Source organism: Candidatus Binatia bacterium (assembly GCA_036382395.1).
Lineage (GTDB): Bacteria > Desulfobacterota > Binatia > HRBIN30 > HRBIN30 > JAGDMS01.
This window is the reverse complement of the sequence record DASVHW010000435.1, coordinates 1-16,705: the sequence shown is the minus strand read 5'-3', so window position 1 is coordinate 16,705 and position 16,705 is coordinate 1. Positions and strand designations below refer to the sequence as shown.

Sequence of the window (16,705 nt, the reverse complement as noted above, 5' to 3'; positions counted from 1 at the left end):
TGCGTTGTTCTAGGACTGCGGTCCGCCATCGCTATCTACCTGGAAGTCCGGCCGAGAAGCACCATTTCTCGGACGTGAGTTATGCGGCGAGCGCATGAGCAGTAGGATAGCACCGCTGAGCATTGGATTCGCTCCAGAGCGCGTAGATGGCCAGCATGGCGATGAACGGGGCCAGATGCAACACCCCTAAATGAATGAACGATGAGCCCGGATGAGCGATGGCCAGACTGAGGTTGCCGTCCGTGTCGAGTACCGCGACGACGCCGATCACCATGCCCGCAAGGAGCTCACGTCGGGTCGGACCGGCGCAACCTACTGATGCGGTGGCCGTTTCGTCCGAAAAACGGCTGCTGCGAAGGGCTTACTGCCCCGTTTTCGACATCGCAATAGGGGCTTTAAGATCTGGTGACCGCAGCCCGTCCTTCCTTGCTCCAGCCAGTTCGACCGCGAAAATGCGGCTGTAAGACCTCGGGGCGCGTTGTTAGTTGCATCTCATCGAGTCTTCGCGAGCCGTTGCGCGGGTCCGACCCAGATGACGGACTGACCCAGATGATGAACAGGGGATTAATACCAAAGAGGAGCAGCCGTCGGAAGGAGCGCCATCCTGCCATCCACTCCGCCTCACAGGGACGCTGGCGAGGCGGCAGACGATCAGACCGACCGGCGGCGATCACAAAAGTCCAGTGCGTGCGTCTGTCACAATTCACGGCGCGAGTCGGTCACACCGCCGCGCCGTCACGAAGAGTTACCTCCAGATCGAAGAAGCGTGCGCCATCCAGACCCAAGTACCGTTCTGGGTGACACGTAAGGATGAGCACCTGCAATCGTTGCGCGGCCTCTTCCAGTATCCGCATCACACGGGCAAGGCGTCCGGCGTCAGTCGCAACTAGCACGTCGTCCAGAACCACGAGTTGGCGTTCGCCTTTGGCGAGCACATCGGCCAAAGCGAGTCGTGTAGCGAGGTAGATCTGCTCGCGCTCACCGCCTGACATGCTTTCGATCGACACCGGCGCATTCGCAATTCCCGGCATCATCTGCGTGGGTTCGAACGCTTCCCCGAGCTGGACACGGCCCAGTCGATTGCCAGCGATACGCTGCAGCGTGCGAGTTGCCGCGGCTTCCACCGGACCCGCCACGGCGGCGAGCGCTTCACTTCGAGTCTGCTCCACCGTTGTCCGCAGCAGGCGGATGGCGGCCAGCCGCAGCTCGTCGCTGGCAACCTCGCGGTTCAAGCGGGCAACTTCCTCCTCCGCCCGAGCAAGAACCGAATACGGGCCCTGCGCTGAAGCGTGCATGAGCCGGCCCTCTTCGCTCTTTTCCTGTTCGAGCGCTTTGGTTGCCGTATCGTCGGCGGCCTGCAGTTGCTTCTCCAGCGTGGTCACCGCGGTGCCGGGATCGTCGCCAAACTCGGAGAGCTTGGCCTCGATCTCTTCGAGACCTGCCCGCGCAGCATCCCAGGCAAGAACGATTCCTCTCAGCTCACTCTCGCGTTCCACCTCAGACTTGCCGTCGTTGGTCAGGTCAGCGAACTTGGCGGCCAACGATCGCTCACGTCGGTCGGTCTCTTCAATGCGCACCTCAACCGTGCCCCGTTGTTGGCTGGCCGCGTTCAGGGCAACCTGCGCAGCGTCGCGAGCGGCCTCAGCCGTGTCGAGAGAAGCGAGGAACGCTCGCTTGCCCGCATCGGCCGCGGCTCTGAGCGCCTCCGCATCGGGAGCTGCGTCGCGCCAGTCCGGACAACCCGCGACGATCCGCGAGATCGCCGCCGCGAGCGTGGCGCGTTCCGCTTCGATCTGCTCGACTGCCTCCCCAGCCAGCAGAGTGTCGATCTGTGTTTGCGCGGCCGCGACTCGTTCGTCCAGCTGCGTCGCCTTGTCCTGCAATGCGTCCAACGCATCAAGGTCCGCGGTGCCAAATGTCTCGGTCAGAGCTTTCAGCTTCTGCCCCGCCTTCTCCCGGTCGGCGCGGATCTCAGCGATCGAACTGGCAGGCCCGCGGGCGCGGAGGCGGGCGATGCCGGGTAAGTCGACAACGACCTCGGGGGACCCCTTCACTTGCGTGGGCACCCCCGCTGAGAGCGATCGCTCTCCGGGTTCTTCACCAGACACGATAACGAGTGCAACGGCTTCCTCGGGAACGATCTCCAGCGTGATCAGCGCGGCTTCGAGGCGCACCTGCGCGGCGTCGTGGTCCTTCATTGCCTTGCGGATCGCGCGCAGCGTCTTCGCATCGGGCGCGATTAGGCGGCTGCGCTCCAGCTTGTGCTGCGCAAGAGTTTCGGATGCCTCGGCAATTCGGCGCAACCGATCATCGAGGGCCGATGCCCGGCGCAGCTCGTCGAGATAACGGCCCGCAAGCTCGGCGCGCTGCCTCGCTGCTTCATTCGCGTCGCGTGTCTTACGAATATCTTCGAGCGCCGTCTGCGTCCGCGCGGCCGCTATCTCGTGCTGCTCGACCTCGCGAACCCGCGACGGCAGCTCGGAGCGGAGCTGGGCGAGGATGTGCCGCACGTCGACCAGCTCCTTCACCGCGGTCTTGATCGCCTCGATGCGCTGCTGCAGCGCGCGGTGCTGAGCCTCGGCCGCCTTCACTCGCTCCACGCGCTGTGCCTTATCGGATGCGAGTCCCCTGTACGCTTCAGCCCGCGTCCGTGCATCGCGGAGGGACTTCGTCAGTGCGTTGGCGTCGCGCCGGGCTTGCGCGCGGCGCGCGCGCAGATCCTCGACCCGACGTGCCGCATCCTCAAAGATCCGCTGTTGCTCGCCCGCAGTGCGCTGCGCTTCGAGTGCGGCCTGCAAGCTGTCGCGCAACCGCACCACTGCTGGCGCGTCCTTACCTCGTCGGTACTGGCCGCCGGTCGTGAAGAACCGAAGGTACGCCGTCTCGATTCGCTCCTCCAGCGGCCCGCTGCCCGGGCCCGACACCTGCACACCAAGGGCGGTTCGAATGTCGGCGACGAGATCCCCCGACAACTTGCCAAGCGCCAGATCGCCCTGTGGCGCCCACAAGATCTGTGCAAGCCCCCAATTCTCAGGCCGTGACAACCCGCGGCCCGGCGGATTGCGCGTGAGAATCTCTCGAATCTTTTCGTCCGCGGCCTCGCCCTCCGCCATGCGGACGAAGCTTCCATTCTCGCGGCGCTCCAACTCGGCCGAGGGACGGTCGAGGAAGCGTTTCATCATTCGGTATTCCGCACCACCGTGTGAAAAGTCCACCGTCACGGTCGGTGCCAGCTCGCGCCCCCATGGGCGCAGGTTCTCTACATCACGACCGCTGACTCGATGCCCGTCGAGCAGGCCGCGTAGGAGCGCTTCAAAGAGCGTCGACTTCCCCGTGGCGTTGGGTGCGTGCACAACGTTCAAGCCGTCCGTGAACGGGCCAACGGAGACGGGGTTCGCGAAACACCGCCATCCCTGGACGGCAATCGAGCGAAGGATCACGCGCCACCCTCCGACGCCAGCGCATACAACTCCAACAACGCCCGACACGCGACTTCCGGCGACGCGCCCTCCGGGCGCGGGCCGGCGTAGGCCGGATCCGCCAGCTCTCGCAACTTCGTCGCGGCCTCGCGTAGCGCGCCCGCCGGCAGGCCGGCGATCCAGCTGTCATCGGTCGGCGACGGCCGCAGGCGCGTCGGGTCAATGCGCCCGAAAAGGAATCGCGATGCGAGGATTTCCTCGATGCGCGCTAACTCGTCGCGATCCTGCGCCGAGAGCAAACCAGCAACGCGCAGGTCCAACAGTGTGGCGCCCGGATCCTCCAGCGCCTCAACGCGTTCACGCAGGCGCGCGAGGTCACCCGGCTGGCGCAACTCCTCCTCGATCACCGACCACGCCAGTCTGCCTGTTCGAACCGGAGTGATGACCGGCGCGGCGCCGGGAGCGGCGATCTCCACGATCAATGCGTTCCCGCTATCCCGTTCGCCGAACTTCGTCGTCTCGTGCGTGCCCGAATAGGCCATGCGCACCACGCCGTCTGGTGCCGGATACATCGCCGTCGAATGCCAGTGCCCGATGGCCAGATAGTCTAGCGCGGCATGCACCGCCGCATCGCGCGGGATCGGATAGTCGGGCTCCTCCTGGCACACCCCTTCAACCGTCCCGTGCGCCAGCCCTACGCGAATCCCGCGTGACTCGCCTGCAGGAATCCAGGCCGTTGGATCCTTGCCCGAGTGCTGCTCTCGCGCCGGACACGGGAAGAGCGTTCCGCCCAGGACATCGAGCGGAATATCTTCGCGCAGCACTTGTACGTTGGCGATGGATCGCCACGCCGGATGCTCCCACACCGAGCCGGGCGTCAACGGATCATGATTTCCCGGAGTCACGTAAATCGGCCCGCCGAATCCGGCCAAGATGTCGGCCACCTTCTGCACGAGCACACGATCAACACCGTTGTCCTCGAACGTGTCGCCGCAGATGACGACAAACTCGACTCCCGCACCGCGCGCCGCATCGACGACTCGCCGCGCCGCGTCCAGCCTCTCCTCGCGCACCCGCACACCCGCCGCACCCACACGCGCGGCCCGCATGCCGATCTGCCAGTCTGCGGTGTGGAGGAACTTCATGATCTCACTAGGTAACAGCCCAGGTGGGGTCGGACCGGCGCAACCTACTGATGCGGTGGCCCTTTCGCCCGAAAAACGCCTGCTGCGAAGGGCTTACTGCCCCGTTTTCGACATCGCAATAGGGGCTGTAAGCCCTGGTGACCGTAGCCCGTCCTTCCTTGCTCCAGCCATTTCGACCCCGAAAATGCGGCTCTAAGACCTCGGGGGGCGTTGTTAGTTGCATCTTATCGAGTCTTCGCGAGCCGTTGCGCGGGTCCGACCCAGATGACGGACAAGCGCTCGAACGCATTCATCAGTAGCTTCTTGTAGTCCTGAACCGACACGAAGCCAAACGTCTCTTGCCAGAGGGTTCCAACGAGATACGCCCTTCGACTGGGCTCAGGAAATGCCTCATGGGAGTCTGGCCGCTTGCCGTCATCGCCCGCATGTTCGGCAAGGAATTGAGCGAACGGCTCGCGATCGCGACCGAGTACGAATGGCACCGCGACGCCAGCTGGGATCCGTTTGCAAAAGTGCACGGCCTGGTGTGAACGCCACCTTCTCGCGTGTGGAAAATGCCGATGGAGGCCCCCCTAACGCGGCCTCCTGGCGCGGGGCCGGCCCGTGGGGCGGCGCGGCGTGAGCGCCAGCCGTCTGGCGCGTGCCTGGACGACGCGGTTGAAGGCGCCCGCGAGCTCGGGGTCGGCGATCGGCGGAAGCGGGATCAGGTTCGGTCCGGCCGGCGTCTCTTCACGGGGCGCGGCGGCGTCCGCTGCGGGTGGGCTCTCCACCTGCCCCGAGATGAAGAAGATGTCCCGCACCAGTGTGGCGCCGAGCCGCGCATTGAGACGGTCGCGAATGTCGTCTTTCATGAAGCGCAACTCCTGCATCCAGCTATGTGTCGCGACGGCGACGAAGAGGACGCCGTCGCGAAAACGAACGGGTTGGGCGCGCCGCGCAATGGCGCTACCAACTTCGTCATCCCAGAAGGTCCAAATGCGATAGACACGCAGCTCCTGCTCGGGATCGACGCGTTGCAAGACGCGGCTGAGGACATCAGCGACGGGGCTCGGACGTAGGCTGGGCGGCTTCATGTCGCTGCTATTCTATGGGGCATCGGCGGAAAACACGAGCCCGCTGACTTTCGCTGTCTGTTCGGCTAGAATTGTATTGACAGCCCTATATATTGGGTGTATCAGCAATGCCCATACAAGATGGAGGGGAGGGCGCGATGACCGAGGTGGCGCGCAAGAGGAAGGAAGAGGGGCAGGCAGGGGTGGCCGCTCCAGGGCAAGGTTTGACCGTTCCCCGATATTTCACGACCCCAGAGGTGGATCCCTTCGACGCGGTGGAGTGGGAACTTCGCGACGCGTTGATCAGCGGTGAGAAGGGCGAGGTGGTCTTCGAGCAACACGCCGTGGAGATCCCCAAGGCGTGGTCGCAGCTGGCGACCAGCGTCGTCGTTTCCAAGTACTTCCGTGGACCGCTCGGCGCCCCCGAGCGTGAGCAGAGTGTGCGGCAGCTCATCAGCCGCGTCGTGCGCACGATTCGCGGTTGGGGTGAGCAGCAAGGATACTTCGCCGCGCCACAGGACGCCGAGGTGTTCGCTGCCGAGCTGACGCATCTGCTGGTCGAGCAGAAGGCGGCCTTCAACAGCCCGGTGTGGTTCAACGTCGGTATCGAGCCGCAACCCCAGTGCTCGGCCTGTTTCATCCTCTCTGTCGAAGACACGATGGAATCGATCCTCGGCTGGTATCGCAATGAGGGCATCATCTTCAAAGGTGGATCGGGTTCGGGCGTGAACTTGTCCCGTATTCGTTCCGGCAAGGAGAAGCTCGCCGGCGGTGGCACGGCATCGGGACCGGTGTCTTTCATGAAGGCCGCCGATGCGTCGGCCGGGGTCATCAAGTCGGGCGGCAAGACCCGGCGTGCGGCGAAGATGGTCGTGCTCAACGCCGATCATCCCGACATCGTCGACTTCATCCGCTGCAAGGAGGAGGAGGAAAAGAAGGCGTGGGCGCTGATCGACGCCGGTTACGACGGCTCGCTCGACGGCCCTGCCTACGGGTCGGTCTTCTTCCAGAACGCCAACAACTCGGTGCGGGTGACCGATGCCTTCATGCGTGCGGCCGAGGAGGACGATGTCTGGCAAACCCGCTACGTGCGGACCGGACAGCCAGCCGACACCTACCGGGCGCGAGACCTTCTGCGCATGATTGCCGAAGCCACCCATGTGTGCGGCGATCCGGGAATGCAGTTCGATACCACCATCAATAGCTGGCACACCTGTCCGAACTCGGGACGCATCAACGCTTCGAACCCGTGTTCGGAATACATGCACCTCGACAACTCGGCCTGTAACCTGGCTTCGCTCAACCTGATGAAGTTCGTCGGCGACAGCGGCGAGTTCGATACCGCCGCCTTCCGCCATGCCGTGGACGTGATGATCACAGCGCAGGACATCATCGTCGACCACTCCAGTTACCCGACGCCGCAGATTACCGAGAACGCCAGGGCCTTCCGCCAATTGGGTTTGGGCTACGCCAACCTGGGGGCGTTGCTGATGGCGCTCGGGCTGCCGTACGACTCGGAAGCCGGCCGCCAATATGCGGCGGCGGTCACCTCGCTGATGTGCGGGGAAGCCTACGCCCAGTCGGCGCGCGTCGCCCGGCAGCTGGGGCCGTTTGCGGGATACGCTGCGAACCGTGAGCCGATGCTGGATGTGATTGGCCGCCACCGCGGCGCCGCGCACAAGATCGACTCGGCCTACGCTCCGCTTGAATTGCTGAGCGCCGCCCGCGTCGTGTGGGACGACGCCTACGGGCTCGGCAGGGAGGCCGGGTTTCGCAACTCGCAAGTCACCGTTCTGGCGCCGACCGGTACCATTGCCTTCATGATGGACTGCGATACCACCGGCGTCGAGCCGGACATTGCGCTGGTGAAATACAAGAAGCTGGTGGGCGGCGGCATGCTCAAGATCATCAACAACACCGTGCCGCGCGCCCTCAAACGCCTGGGATACGAGTCGAAGGAAATCCAGTCGATTGTCGAGTATATCGATGAACACGACACCATCGAGGGCGCGCCGGAGCTGAAAGATGAGCACCTGCCCGTGTTCGATTGCGCCTTCAAGGCGGCGAATGGTGCGCGCTCGATCCATCCGCTCGGTCACTTGCGCATGATGGGTGCGGTGCAGCCGTTCATCTCGGGGGCCATCTCGAAAACCATCAACATGCCCAACGCCGCGACCGTGGACGACATCATGCAGGCGTACATCGAGGCCTGGCACCTGGGCGTGAAGGCCGTGGCCATCTACCGCGATGGCTGCAAACGCACGCAGCCGCTGAACACGGCACGACAGGACAAGCGGGCGCCGGCGGTGGAGTTTCGACCCGTACGCCGTCGCCTGGCACAGGACTGTCGCTCGCTGCGGCACAAATTCGATATCGCCGGGCACGAGGGTTACATCCACGTCGGCTTGTACGATGATGGCACGCCGGGGGAGCTGTTCATCAAGATCGCCAAGGAAGGTAGTACCATTGCCGGCTTGATGGATACCATCGGCATCCTGACCTCCATGGCCTTACAGTACGGGGTGCCATTGGCAGTGCTGGTGAGCAAGTTTAGTCACGTCCGCTTCGAACCGTCGGGCTTTACCAAGAATCCGGACATCCCGATTGCGAAATCGTTGATCGACTATATTTTCCGCTTCCTTGGGACGCGCTTCCTCAACGCGGAACAGCGGACGGAGATGGGCTTGGGAGTGGCGGAAACCAGTGCGGCGGAAAGTAAAGCGGTTCCCGCTGACAAGCACGGGGTTGATCGCGGCTCGACGGTTACAGCGCTTGGGTTCAGTCCGCAAGCTGATGCGCCGAGTTGCTCCGATTGCGGCGCGATCATGATCCGCAACGGGAGCTGTTACAAGTGTCTCAATTGTGGCGCGACCAGCGGCTGCTCGTGAGACACGGGTTACCAACGGAAAAGACGATGCCGGCGTGGAAGGGAAGGGGTGTGCGGTGTGGTGGTGGTGCGGAGCACCTTCCCTGCGGTTGGGGTGGCGGCCGAGGCTGACTCGGGCGGGGCGCCCGCTACGGGCGCCCCGCGGCTGTGCTCCCTGCAGCCGGTACGACAAGCCGCTGGAAGAGGATGGTCTTGAGATGCTCGATGAGGTCCTTCGGATCGTACGGGGAGCCATCGCTCATGAACTGCTGGATCAGGATTCCACCGAGTGCCGCCATGATCAGTGCGGCGTCGCGCTCCGGGTCGATGTCGGTGCGAAAGGTGCCCCGCCGTCGGCCGTTCTCGATGATTTCAGCCAGTGATTTGCGGAAGATGCGGTAGAGTTCGTTGACGCGACTCAAGACTTCATCGGGCTGCTGCTCGGCCTGTAGTGTCAGGCTGAGAAAGAACCGGACCGAGTACACGTTCTCGTGAACGAAGTCGTAAAAGAGATCGATGAGCCGCTCGACCTGTTCGCGTTCGCCGAGACCTTCGAGACCATCGACATTGATGAAGTAGGGCTCCAGCGTCTTCCGTAAGGCGCTGCGATAGAGCTTTTCCTTCGAATCGAAGTGCCAGAAAATCAGCGCCTTGCTCACCTTGGCCTGGCGGGCAACTTGCGACAAGGATGTGTTCTCGTACCCTTGCTCGGAAAAGAGCTGGCTGGCGGAGGCGAGAATCTTCTCGCGAGTCTGAAGGGTATCCAGTGTCTGAGGCTCGGACATGAGTTGCGTCTCTCGCTGCTAAGCTAGAGTAAAACGCCGTGGTATGTCAACGCGGATTTGCGCTTGCATCCGAACCGCGAGTCGTGCAAAGTGCCGCCCAAATGACGAGCGGCCCCTCTTGGTTGAGCGGGGCGCTTCGCTGTGGGGCGGTGGGGCTGGGGACGCTTGCAATCGCAGTCGTATTGCAGCAGGGACGAGCGGAGCCACCCCAGGAAACGATTGCGGAAGAGCCGACGGCTCTGCTCGCTACGGCAGCCCCGGCGGCGCGCCCTGGGTCGTGGTCGCTCCAGGCTGGCGGTTGGTACATCCGAGTCGATGGTGCTGAGGTCCCCATCCCGTTGCTCGCCGAGATGACGGCAGCCCCCCCACGGTCCAGCTTGGCCATCACGATTTCGCCGTTCGATCGCCTCATTGCGCACCACGCTAAAGCCGAGGGCTTCGATTGGCGTTTGATCGCGGCACTGATCTTTGAAGAGTCCCGCTTTGATCCAGCTAGCCGCAGCGAAAAGGGCGCGGTCGGTTTGATGCAGGTGCGGCCGATCGCCGCAGAAGCCGTGGGCGCGGTGCGGTTCCATGCGCCGGCAGACAATGTACAGACCGGGGTGCGCTACCTGCGGCAGCTCGACGAAGCGTTCCGTACCGCTGACGGCCGTGATCGACTGGCCATCATCTTGGCGGCCTACAACGTGGGACCAGGGCACGTTCGGGATGCACAGGCGCTGGCGCGCCGCTTCGGGTACGATCCGAACCGGTGGGAGAGCGCGCTGGAGCTGATGCTGCCACGCCTCGAGGAACCGTCCCTCTACACGCAGCTGCCCAACGGCTTTGCGAAAGGGAGCGACACGGTGGCCTACGTTGCACGCATCCTGGAGCGCTACCAGCGCTACAAGCTGCAGACCGCCGCGCCGACTGACTCCGACGCGCTGTCATCTTCCGAAGCCGCCTCGGCAAACGGCTAGCAGCCCGTTGGTTGCTCCACCAGGCTACCTTGACGTATTGACATGTCCGTAGGCGTACGGTGCGCCGTGCCCCACGAGAGACGCAGCCATCGGTCAATCAGTGACAATGATGCTCTACCACGCCCTGCGCCCGCTGCTCTTTCGCTTCGAGCCTGAACGGGCTCACGATTTGGTTTTCAGTGGCTTGGCTGCCTACCAGCGCGTGCTGGCGTGCCGTTTTCCCCCACGGCCGTGGACACACCCGGCCGTGACCCAGCGTGTGTGGAACATTTCATTTCCCAATCCGGTGGGCTTGGCGGCCGGATTTGACAAGGACGCCCGTGCTCCACACGTCTGGCCATTGCTCGGTTTCGGTTTTGCGGAGGTGGGTACCATCACCGCCGAGGCGCAGCCGGGCAACCCACGGCCGCGGATATTCCGGCTGCCACGTGATCGTGCGCTCATCAACCGGCTCGGCTTCAACAACTCCGGCGCCACGGCCGTGGCGCTACGGTTGGCGCAGCTGCAGAGCGTGCGTCGCCCAACCATTCCGCTGGGCATCAACATCGGTAAGTCTCGCACCGCGTCCCTGGAACAGGCGGTGGAGGACTACCTGCGCAGCTTTCGGCAGCTGTTCGTCTTCGCCGATTACATCGTCATCAACGTCAGCTCCCCCAACACGCCGGGGCTACGGGAACTGCAGACGGAGCAACGCCTCGCGGCACTGCTCGGCGCGCTGGCCAAGGAGAACGACACGCTGGCACGCACGCACCAGCAGGTGCCGCGACCGCTGCTGGTGAAGGTCGCGCCCGATCTTGCCGATGAGGCATTGCCCGGGATCGTTGAAGTTGCGCGCCGCGGCGGCGCCAGCGGCTTCGTGGCCACCAACACCACCATCCAGCGCCAGGGTGTGACCACGCACATCGAAGAAGCCGGGGGCCTGAGCGGAGCGCCGTTGCGCCAGCGGGCCACAGCCGTGATCCGCACGCTCCATCGCCTCGCCGGCCCCGAACTCCCGATCATCGGAGTGGGCGGAATCTTCACCGCCGCCGACGCCTACGCGAAAATTCGCGCCGGAGCCTCCCTGGTGCAGATTTACACCGGCATGATCTTCGAAGGACCCCGACTGGCGCGCCGGATTGCAGGCGGCCTGGCGGACCTGTTGCGGCGAGACGGCTTGGCGCACCTGCGGGACGCGGTCGGGAAGGATGCGTGACTCGTGCTGGTGAAGCGTGCTCGCATAAACCGGCAGAGTGCGGCACACGACTCACGCACGCGATTCACGAGCGCGATCTATGGCTGAGGGGGCGATCCTGCGGGACCTGGTCGTCCTCTTCGCGACCGCGCTCCCCATCGTGTTCATCTTTCAGCGGCTGAATGTGCCGTCCGTCGTGGGTTTCCTCATCGCCGGGATCATCATCGGTCCCAACGGCGCGGGCCTCATCGCGCAGACTGCGGACGTGGAGAGCTTGGCGGAACTCGGCCTGGTGCTGCTGCTGTTCGTGGTGGGCTTGGAGTTGTCCCTGAGCCAACTCGCTCGCCTGGGTCGCATCATCGTCTGGTCCGGCAGCCTGCAAATACTCATCACCGGGGCGCTGGGTTGCGGCATCGCCCTGGCGGCAGGATTTTCCGTTTCTTCCTCCCTGGTGTTTGCGTTTCTGGTCATTCAATCGAGCACGGCGATCGTGCTGAAGACGCTGAGTGACCGCGGCGAAATCAACGCGCCGCACGGACGGCTGGCCGTCGGCATTCTGCTCATCCAGGACCTGTGTTTGATTCCAATGATGCTGCTCACCCGGCTCCTGGGCAGCGCTGCTGCCATGTCGTGGCTGGCCGTCGCCACCGTGCTGATGCAGGCGGCCGTAGCTGTCGCCGTCATCGTGCTGGCGGCACGCCTGTTGATGCCGGCCGTCTTGCGTCAGATCGTGCGCCTGCGCAGCCGCGAGTTGTTCACCGGGGCCATCGTGTTGTTCTGCCTGGGGACGGCCTGGTTGGCGGCACGGTTCGGTCTGTCGCTGGCTGTGGGCGCGCTCATTGCCGGCCTGGTGATCTCGGAGTCCGAGTACAGCCACCAGGCCACCGCCGACATCCTCCCGTTTCGCGATACCTTCAACAGCATCTTCTTCATTTCAATCGGCATGCTGTTGCCCCTCGATCTCCTGCGCCACCATTTTCTGAGTTTGGGTGTCGCGGCCGTGTTGGTCATCGTGTGCAAAGCCCTAGTGGCGACGGTTGCCGGGTTTTCCTTCTACCGTTCTCCCCGTGTTGCCATCACGACAGGACTGTCGCTGGCACAGATTGGGGAGTTATCTTTTGTGCTCGCACGCGTCGCGTTGCCGGCTGGCCTGATCTTGCCGCCCCAGTATGAGGTATTCGTCGCGGTTGCGGTGCTCACCATGCTGGCGACCCCATTCTTGATGTATGTTGCGACCAGAGTGAGCTACGCGCCGCAGCGCTGGCTCGGGGTTGCCGAGCCGGACGCGGGCAGCGAACGTCACCCCGCGCGCAACCACGTTCTCGTCGTGGGGTACGGCCTCAACGGAGAGAACCTCGCCCACGTATTGCAGCAGACCGGCTTGGCGTACGTGATTCTCGAGATCAATCCGGATCGGCTGGCGGCGGCGCGGGACAGCGGAAAACCGGTCCTCTACGGTGACGGCACCCGGGCCGAGGTCTTGCGCCAGGCTGGCGTTGCGGCGGCGCACGTGATCGTGGTCGCCATCTCCGATCCGGTGGCGACCCGGCGCATCGTGGCGCTTGCCCGCCAGATGAATGCGCAGGCGCCCATCATCGTGCGCACGCGCTACGTGGCGGAAATGGATGAACTCCACCGCCTGGGCGCGACCGAAGTGATCCCGGAGGAATTTGAAACCTCGGTGGAAATCTTCGCGCGCGTGCTGCGCCGCCTGCGCGTGCCGCGCAACGTCATCACGCTCCAGGTCGAGCTGATCCGCAAGCAGGGATACCGCATGTTGCGGGGACTGGAGCTGCCGCGGCAGACGTTGGACCAGTTGGGGCAGATTCTCGCTGCGACGACGACGGAAAGTTTCATGGTGCCGGAAAGCTCGCTGGCGGCCGGAGGCTCGATCCGCGAGCTCCAGCTGCGCAAGATGACGGGCGTCACCATCATTGCCGTCGTCCGTAACGGTCAGCCGACGACCAACCCGTCGCCGGACCTGGTGATCGAGTCGGGAGACATTCTCGTGATGGTCGGCAATCACGCGCAGTTGGACCAGGCGCTGACCCGGCTCGGCGTGGCGTCGGATTCCGAGGCGGCCCTGACGTGATTGGGCTCGTGCTTGGCCTTGCCGTGCTGGTGGCGGTGGTGTCGGTCGGTATCCGGCGCTGGCAGCGCCGGCGCACCGAACAGCGCCGGCCGGGCGCCACCATTCATCGCCCAGTAGCGGTGAGTCGCTTCGACGAGATCGATGCCGCGCTCTGTGGCAGGTCCTGCCGCTGCGGTGGACTCCTGGTGGTGAACGGTGAAACCTCGCGAGCGGTGGGCGAGCGTCGCTTCCGCATCGTGCGTCTGGTGTGTAACCAGTGCGAGCGTGACGAGCTGACGTATTTTGACGTGACGGCGGTGTTCCACTGAGAGCAGAGGCTGCACAACCAGCGGCTTGCACGAGCGATTGCCTGTGGTAAGGCCTGGGCAGCAGGCGGTGATTTCTATGGGTACGCAGACATTCCGGGTACACGTGACCAAGGATTATCTGAAGTTCTCGGCAGCGCACTTTATCGCGTACAAGGGCTTCCGCGAGGGCCTGCACGGGCACAACTACCGGGTGTCGGTGGACATCGAAGGCGATCTGGGGCCGGAGGGCTACGTTCTCGACTTCGGCATCGCCAAGCAGATCACCAAGCGGGTCTGCGGCCGGCTGGACGAAAAGTTCATCATCCCCGCGCAGAGTGATTGTTTGCGCATCCGTGAGGACGGCCGCCAGGTCATCATTGGTTACGAAGACGATGAGTTCAGTTTTCCCAGCAAGGATGTCGTGCTGCTGCCCATCGTGCACAGCTCCGCCGAAGAGCTGGCGCGCTACCTGGCCGGTGAAGTCCGGCGCGAGTTGGCGGCGGCAAAGGTCGAGCGGATCCACGCCATTCAGATTGGAGTCGAGGAGACGACCGGCCAGGCTGCATACTTCCGAGAATCGCTATGAGACGGGGCACAGGCTTTTGCCTCTCTGCGGTCGTTCTCGCAGCGATGGCCGCGTGCAACGCCAAGCTGCCCGAGCCCGACTCTCCGGGCGCGAAGCTGTACGCCGAGCGCTGCGACACGTGTCACCGTATATATGCTCCAGGAAGCCTGACCTTCGAAATGTGGAAATTCCAGGTTGAGAGGATGCAGGGGGACACCGTGCGCCACGGCCTGCCACCGCTGACGGCACAGGAGCGGGACATCGTTCTGGACTATCTCAAGCGTCACAGTCAGTAGCGTGGCGAGCTGGAGCACGAGGGCCGGGTACAGACATATGGACGTGACACTCACTCGTAGCAAAGCTGCCGACATCCATGCCCAGATGCTCGTGCTGGTTGTCGGCCGCGACTGGAACTCGGGCGAGCTGGCGCGCCTCGACCAGCGGCTGAAAAGGAAATTGAGCGCCGAAGCGCGCCAGCAAGGTTTTCAAGGTGCGGATGGAGAGGTCGCTGTATTTCAGACGCAGGGTACCCTGCCGCCTGCGCATCTCCTGATTGTCGGCGTCGACACGGCCGCGGGTGTCGAGGCTTGGTACAAGTGTGCCGACACGGTGGTCACCCGTGCCCGCGATCTGAAGGCCACCAGTGCGGCGATGGTGATGTCTGCCGGCACCATGTCTACGGAGGTGTTGGAGACGGTGGTCGAGGGCCTTGATCTGAGCAGCTACATGTTCGATAGCTTGAAGTCGGCGAAGCCCGGTGGTCCGCGTCTCCTGCGTGTACACATAGCTGGTGCACGCGAGGATATTACGGCGCGCGCCACCGTGGCACGCGGGCACCTGAGCGCGAAAGCGACGTGCTATGCCCGCGACTTGATCAATCTGCCTGCGGGCATCGTCACCCCGAGTTACCTCGGCGGCGAAGCTAGACGCATCGCCCGGGCGCAACGGTTGCAGGCACGGGTCCTCAGCGCTGGCGCCATCAAGCGTGCCGGCATGGGGGCATTACTCGGTGTAGCGCAGGGCAGCGCCCAACCCCCGCGTTTCATTGAGCTCGTCTATCGGCCAAGCGTGCGGCCGCGCCAGCGCGTGGCGCTAGCCGGCAAAGGCATCACCTTCGACAGTGGGGGATTGTCGATCAAGCAGGCGGATAGCATGCAGGTGCAGAAGCGAGACATGGCCGGCGGGGCGGCGGTGCTGGCGGTGATGAGCGTGGTGCGTGACCTGGGGGTGGCGGTGGAGGTGCGCGGCTACGTTCCTGCCACGGAGAACATGCCGGGCAGCCGCGCCATCAAGCCGGGCGACGTGGTGCGCGCGCACAACGGCAAAACCATCGAGGTGCTGAATACGGACGCCGAAGGCCGGTTGGTTCTGGCGGACGCGTTGTCGTACGCTGCTGCCGCTAAACCGGACGTGCTCATCGATGTGGCGACCCTCACCGCGGCGGTTCGGGTGGCATTGGGGAACCGCTACGCGGGAATCATGGGAACGGACGCTGCCCTGGTGCGGGCACTCATCGAGGCGGGGCGCGCCTGTGGGGAGAACTTGTGGGAGTTGCCGCTGGTTGCCGCGTACCGTGCGGATCTCGATAGTACGGTGGCCGACATCAAAAACATCGGCGACGGCGGCTCCGGTGCGGGGACGGTCGTGGCGGGTCTCTTTTTGCGGGAGTTCGTCGGCACAGTGCCGTGGGCCCACGTCGATTTCTCCAGCACGGCCTTCGCCGACAAGCCTTTGCCCTGTCACCCGCGCGGTGCCACCGGCTTTGGTGTGCGTACGCTGCTGCGCTACCTTCGGACACTCAGTCAATAGGCCGCTCGATCACCAGCGGATCGCCCGCGGTTGCTTCGAGCAGAGTGTCACTGCACCGGCGGGGAACTGCACGCCTGAGTTTGACTCCTCGGGCTGAAGCGATCGATAATTCATTTTACCTTTGAGAATCGGAGTGCCGAGCATCGATATATGTCGCAGCTGACCTCTTCGCGAGCAGCCCGTTATGGTGCCGCCGTCTTTTGGACTGCATTAGCTACGGCGGTGAAGGTTCTGCTCGGACCGATGTTCCCTCCGCCCTATGTGCCGTTTTACTTCGCGGTATTGTTCACTGCGCGCTACGCTGGTCTCGGGCCGGGGGTATTGGCTGCCGTCCTTTCAACGGTCACGGGCACGTACTTGTTCGTGCCCGTGGGCGTTTCGACGATCAGTGCTAACCTGATCGCCCTTGGTCGGCTAGGGCTGTTCGTGTTGGTGGCCACGGTGACGACCTGGCTCGGTTCCAGGGAGCGGGACAGACAGCAGGAACTGGAAAGACGCGTCGAGGAACGCGCGGGTGAGATCGCCAAGGCGAATCGCCGTTTGGAGGAGGCG

General features: G+C 64.0%; 14 protein-coding genes. 10 read left to right on the top strand and 4 right to left on the bottom strand.

Annotation, left to right across the window (positions count from 1 at the left end; genetic code table 11):
• Positions 1-719: 719 nt before the first annotated feature.
• Positions 720-3,440, bottom strand: a complete 2,721-nt coding sequence (locus VF515_21625) for an AAA family ATPase (protein HEX7410230.1) — start codon at positions 3,438-3,440, stop codon at positions 720-722.
• On the bottom strand, positions 3,437-4,564 hold the full coding sequence (locus VF515_21620) for a DNA repair exonuclease (protein HEX7410229.1): 1,128 nt from the start codon (positions 4,562-4,564) through the stop codon (positions 3,437-3,439). Before VF515_21620 ends, VF515_21625 begins: the two co-directional genes overlap by 4 nt.
• 392 nt (positions 4,565-4,956) lie before the next feature.
• On the opposite strand from VF515_21620, the gene VF515_21615 reads away from it, so the two are divergent.
• Positions 4,957-5,094, top strand: a complete 138-nt coding sequence (locus tag VF515_21615) for a hypothetical protein (protein ID HEX7410228.1) — start codon at positions 4,957-4,959, stop codon at positions 5,092-5,094.
• A gap of 42 nt (positions 5,095-5,136) precedes the next feature.
• Here VF515_21615 and VF515_21610 read toward each other — a convergent pair whose 3' ends face one another.
• Positions 5,137-5,637 carry a DUF721 domain-containing protein gene (locus VF515_21610; GenBank protein ID HEX7410227.1) on the bottom strand — a complete coding sequence of 167 codons (501 nt, stop codon included), beginning with the start codon at positions 5,635-5,637 and terminating at the stop codon, positions 5,137-5,139.
• Positions 5,638-5,774: 137 nt separating this feature from the next.
• Between VF515_21610 and VF515_21605 the strand changes: the two genes are divergently transcribed.
• Positions 5,775-8,504: a vitamin B12-dependent ribonucleotide reductase gene (locus VF515_21605; protein HEX7410226.1), complete on the top strand. Its 2,730-nt coding sequence runs from the start codon at positions 5,775-5,777 to the stop codon at positions 8,502-8,504.
• A 127-nt stretch (positions 8,505-8,631) separates the two neighbouring features.
• Here the strand turns inward: VF515_21605 and VF515_21600 are convergent, their stop codons facing one another.
• Positions 8,632-9,267, bottom strand: a complete 636-nt coding sequence (locus tag VF515_21600) for a TetR/AcrR family transcriptional regulator (protein ID HEX7410225.1) — start codon at positions 9,265-9,267, stop codon at positions 8,632-8,634.
• A gap of 182 nt (positions 9,268-9,449) precedes the next feature.
• Here VF515_21600 and VF515_21595 point away from each other — a divergent pair, with 182 nt between their 5' ends.
• The 8 genes from VF515_21595 to VF515_21560 all read left to right on the top strand — a co-directional run.
• On the top strand, positions 9,450-10,226 hold the full coding sequence (locus VF515_21595) for a transglycosylase SLT domain-containing protein (GenBank protein HEX7410224.1): 777 nt from the start codon (positions 9,450-9,452) through the stop codon (positions 10,224-10,226).
• Between the two features lie 106 nt (positions 10,227-10,332).
• Complete coding sequence (locus VF515_21590; protein HEX7410223.1) at positions 10,333-11,421, top strand: quinone-dependent dihydroorotate dehydrogenase; 1,089 nt, start codon at positions 10,333-10,335, stop codon at positions 11,419-11,421.
• Positions 11,422-11,500: 79 nt separating this feature from the next.
• Complete coding sequence (locus VF515_21585) at positions 11,501-13,492, top strand: cation:proton antiporter (protein ID HEX7410222.1); 1,992 nt, start codon at positions 11,501-11,503, stop codon at positions 13,490-13,492.
• Positions 13,489-13,800, top strand: coding sequence for a hypothetical protein (locus VF515_21580; GenBank protein ID HEX7410221.1), 312 nt, complete (start codon positions 13,489-13,491; stop codon positions 13,798-13,800). Before VF515_21585 ends, VF515_21580 begins: the two co-directional genes overlap by 4 nt.
• Positions 13,801-13,876: 76 nt before the next feature.
• Entirely contained in the window at positions 13,877-14,365 is a 489-nt protein-coding gene (locus tag VF515_21575; protein ID HEX7410220.1) for a 6-carboxytetrahydropterin synthase, read from the top strand.
• Positions 14,362-14,640 carry a hypothetical protein gene (locus VF515_21570; GenBank protein HEX7410219.1) on the top strand — a complete coding sequence of 93 codons (279 nt, stop codon included), beginning with the start codon at positions 14,362-14,364 and terminating at the stop codon, positions 14,638-14,640. The genes VF515_21575 and VF515_21570 overlap by 4 nt, the downstream gene beginning before the upstream one ends.
• Positions 14,641-14,677: 37 nt before the next feature.
• Positions 14,678-16,153: a leucyl aminopeptidase gene (locus VF515_21565; protein HEX7410218.1), complete on the top strand. Its 1,476-nt coding sequence runs from the start codon at positions 14,678-14,680 to the stop codon at positions 16,151-16,153.
• Positions 16,154-16,303: 150 nt separating this feature from the next.
• Positions 16,304-16,705, top strand: a 402-nt coding sequence (locus tag VF515_21560) for a DUF4118 domain-containing protein (GenBank protein ID HEX7410217.1), incomplete at its 3' end; no start/stop codon positions are given.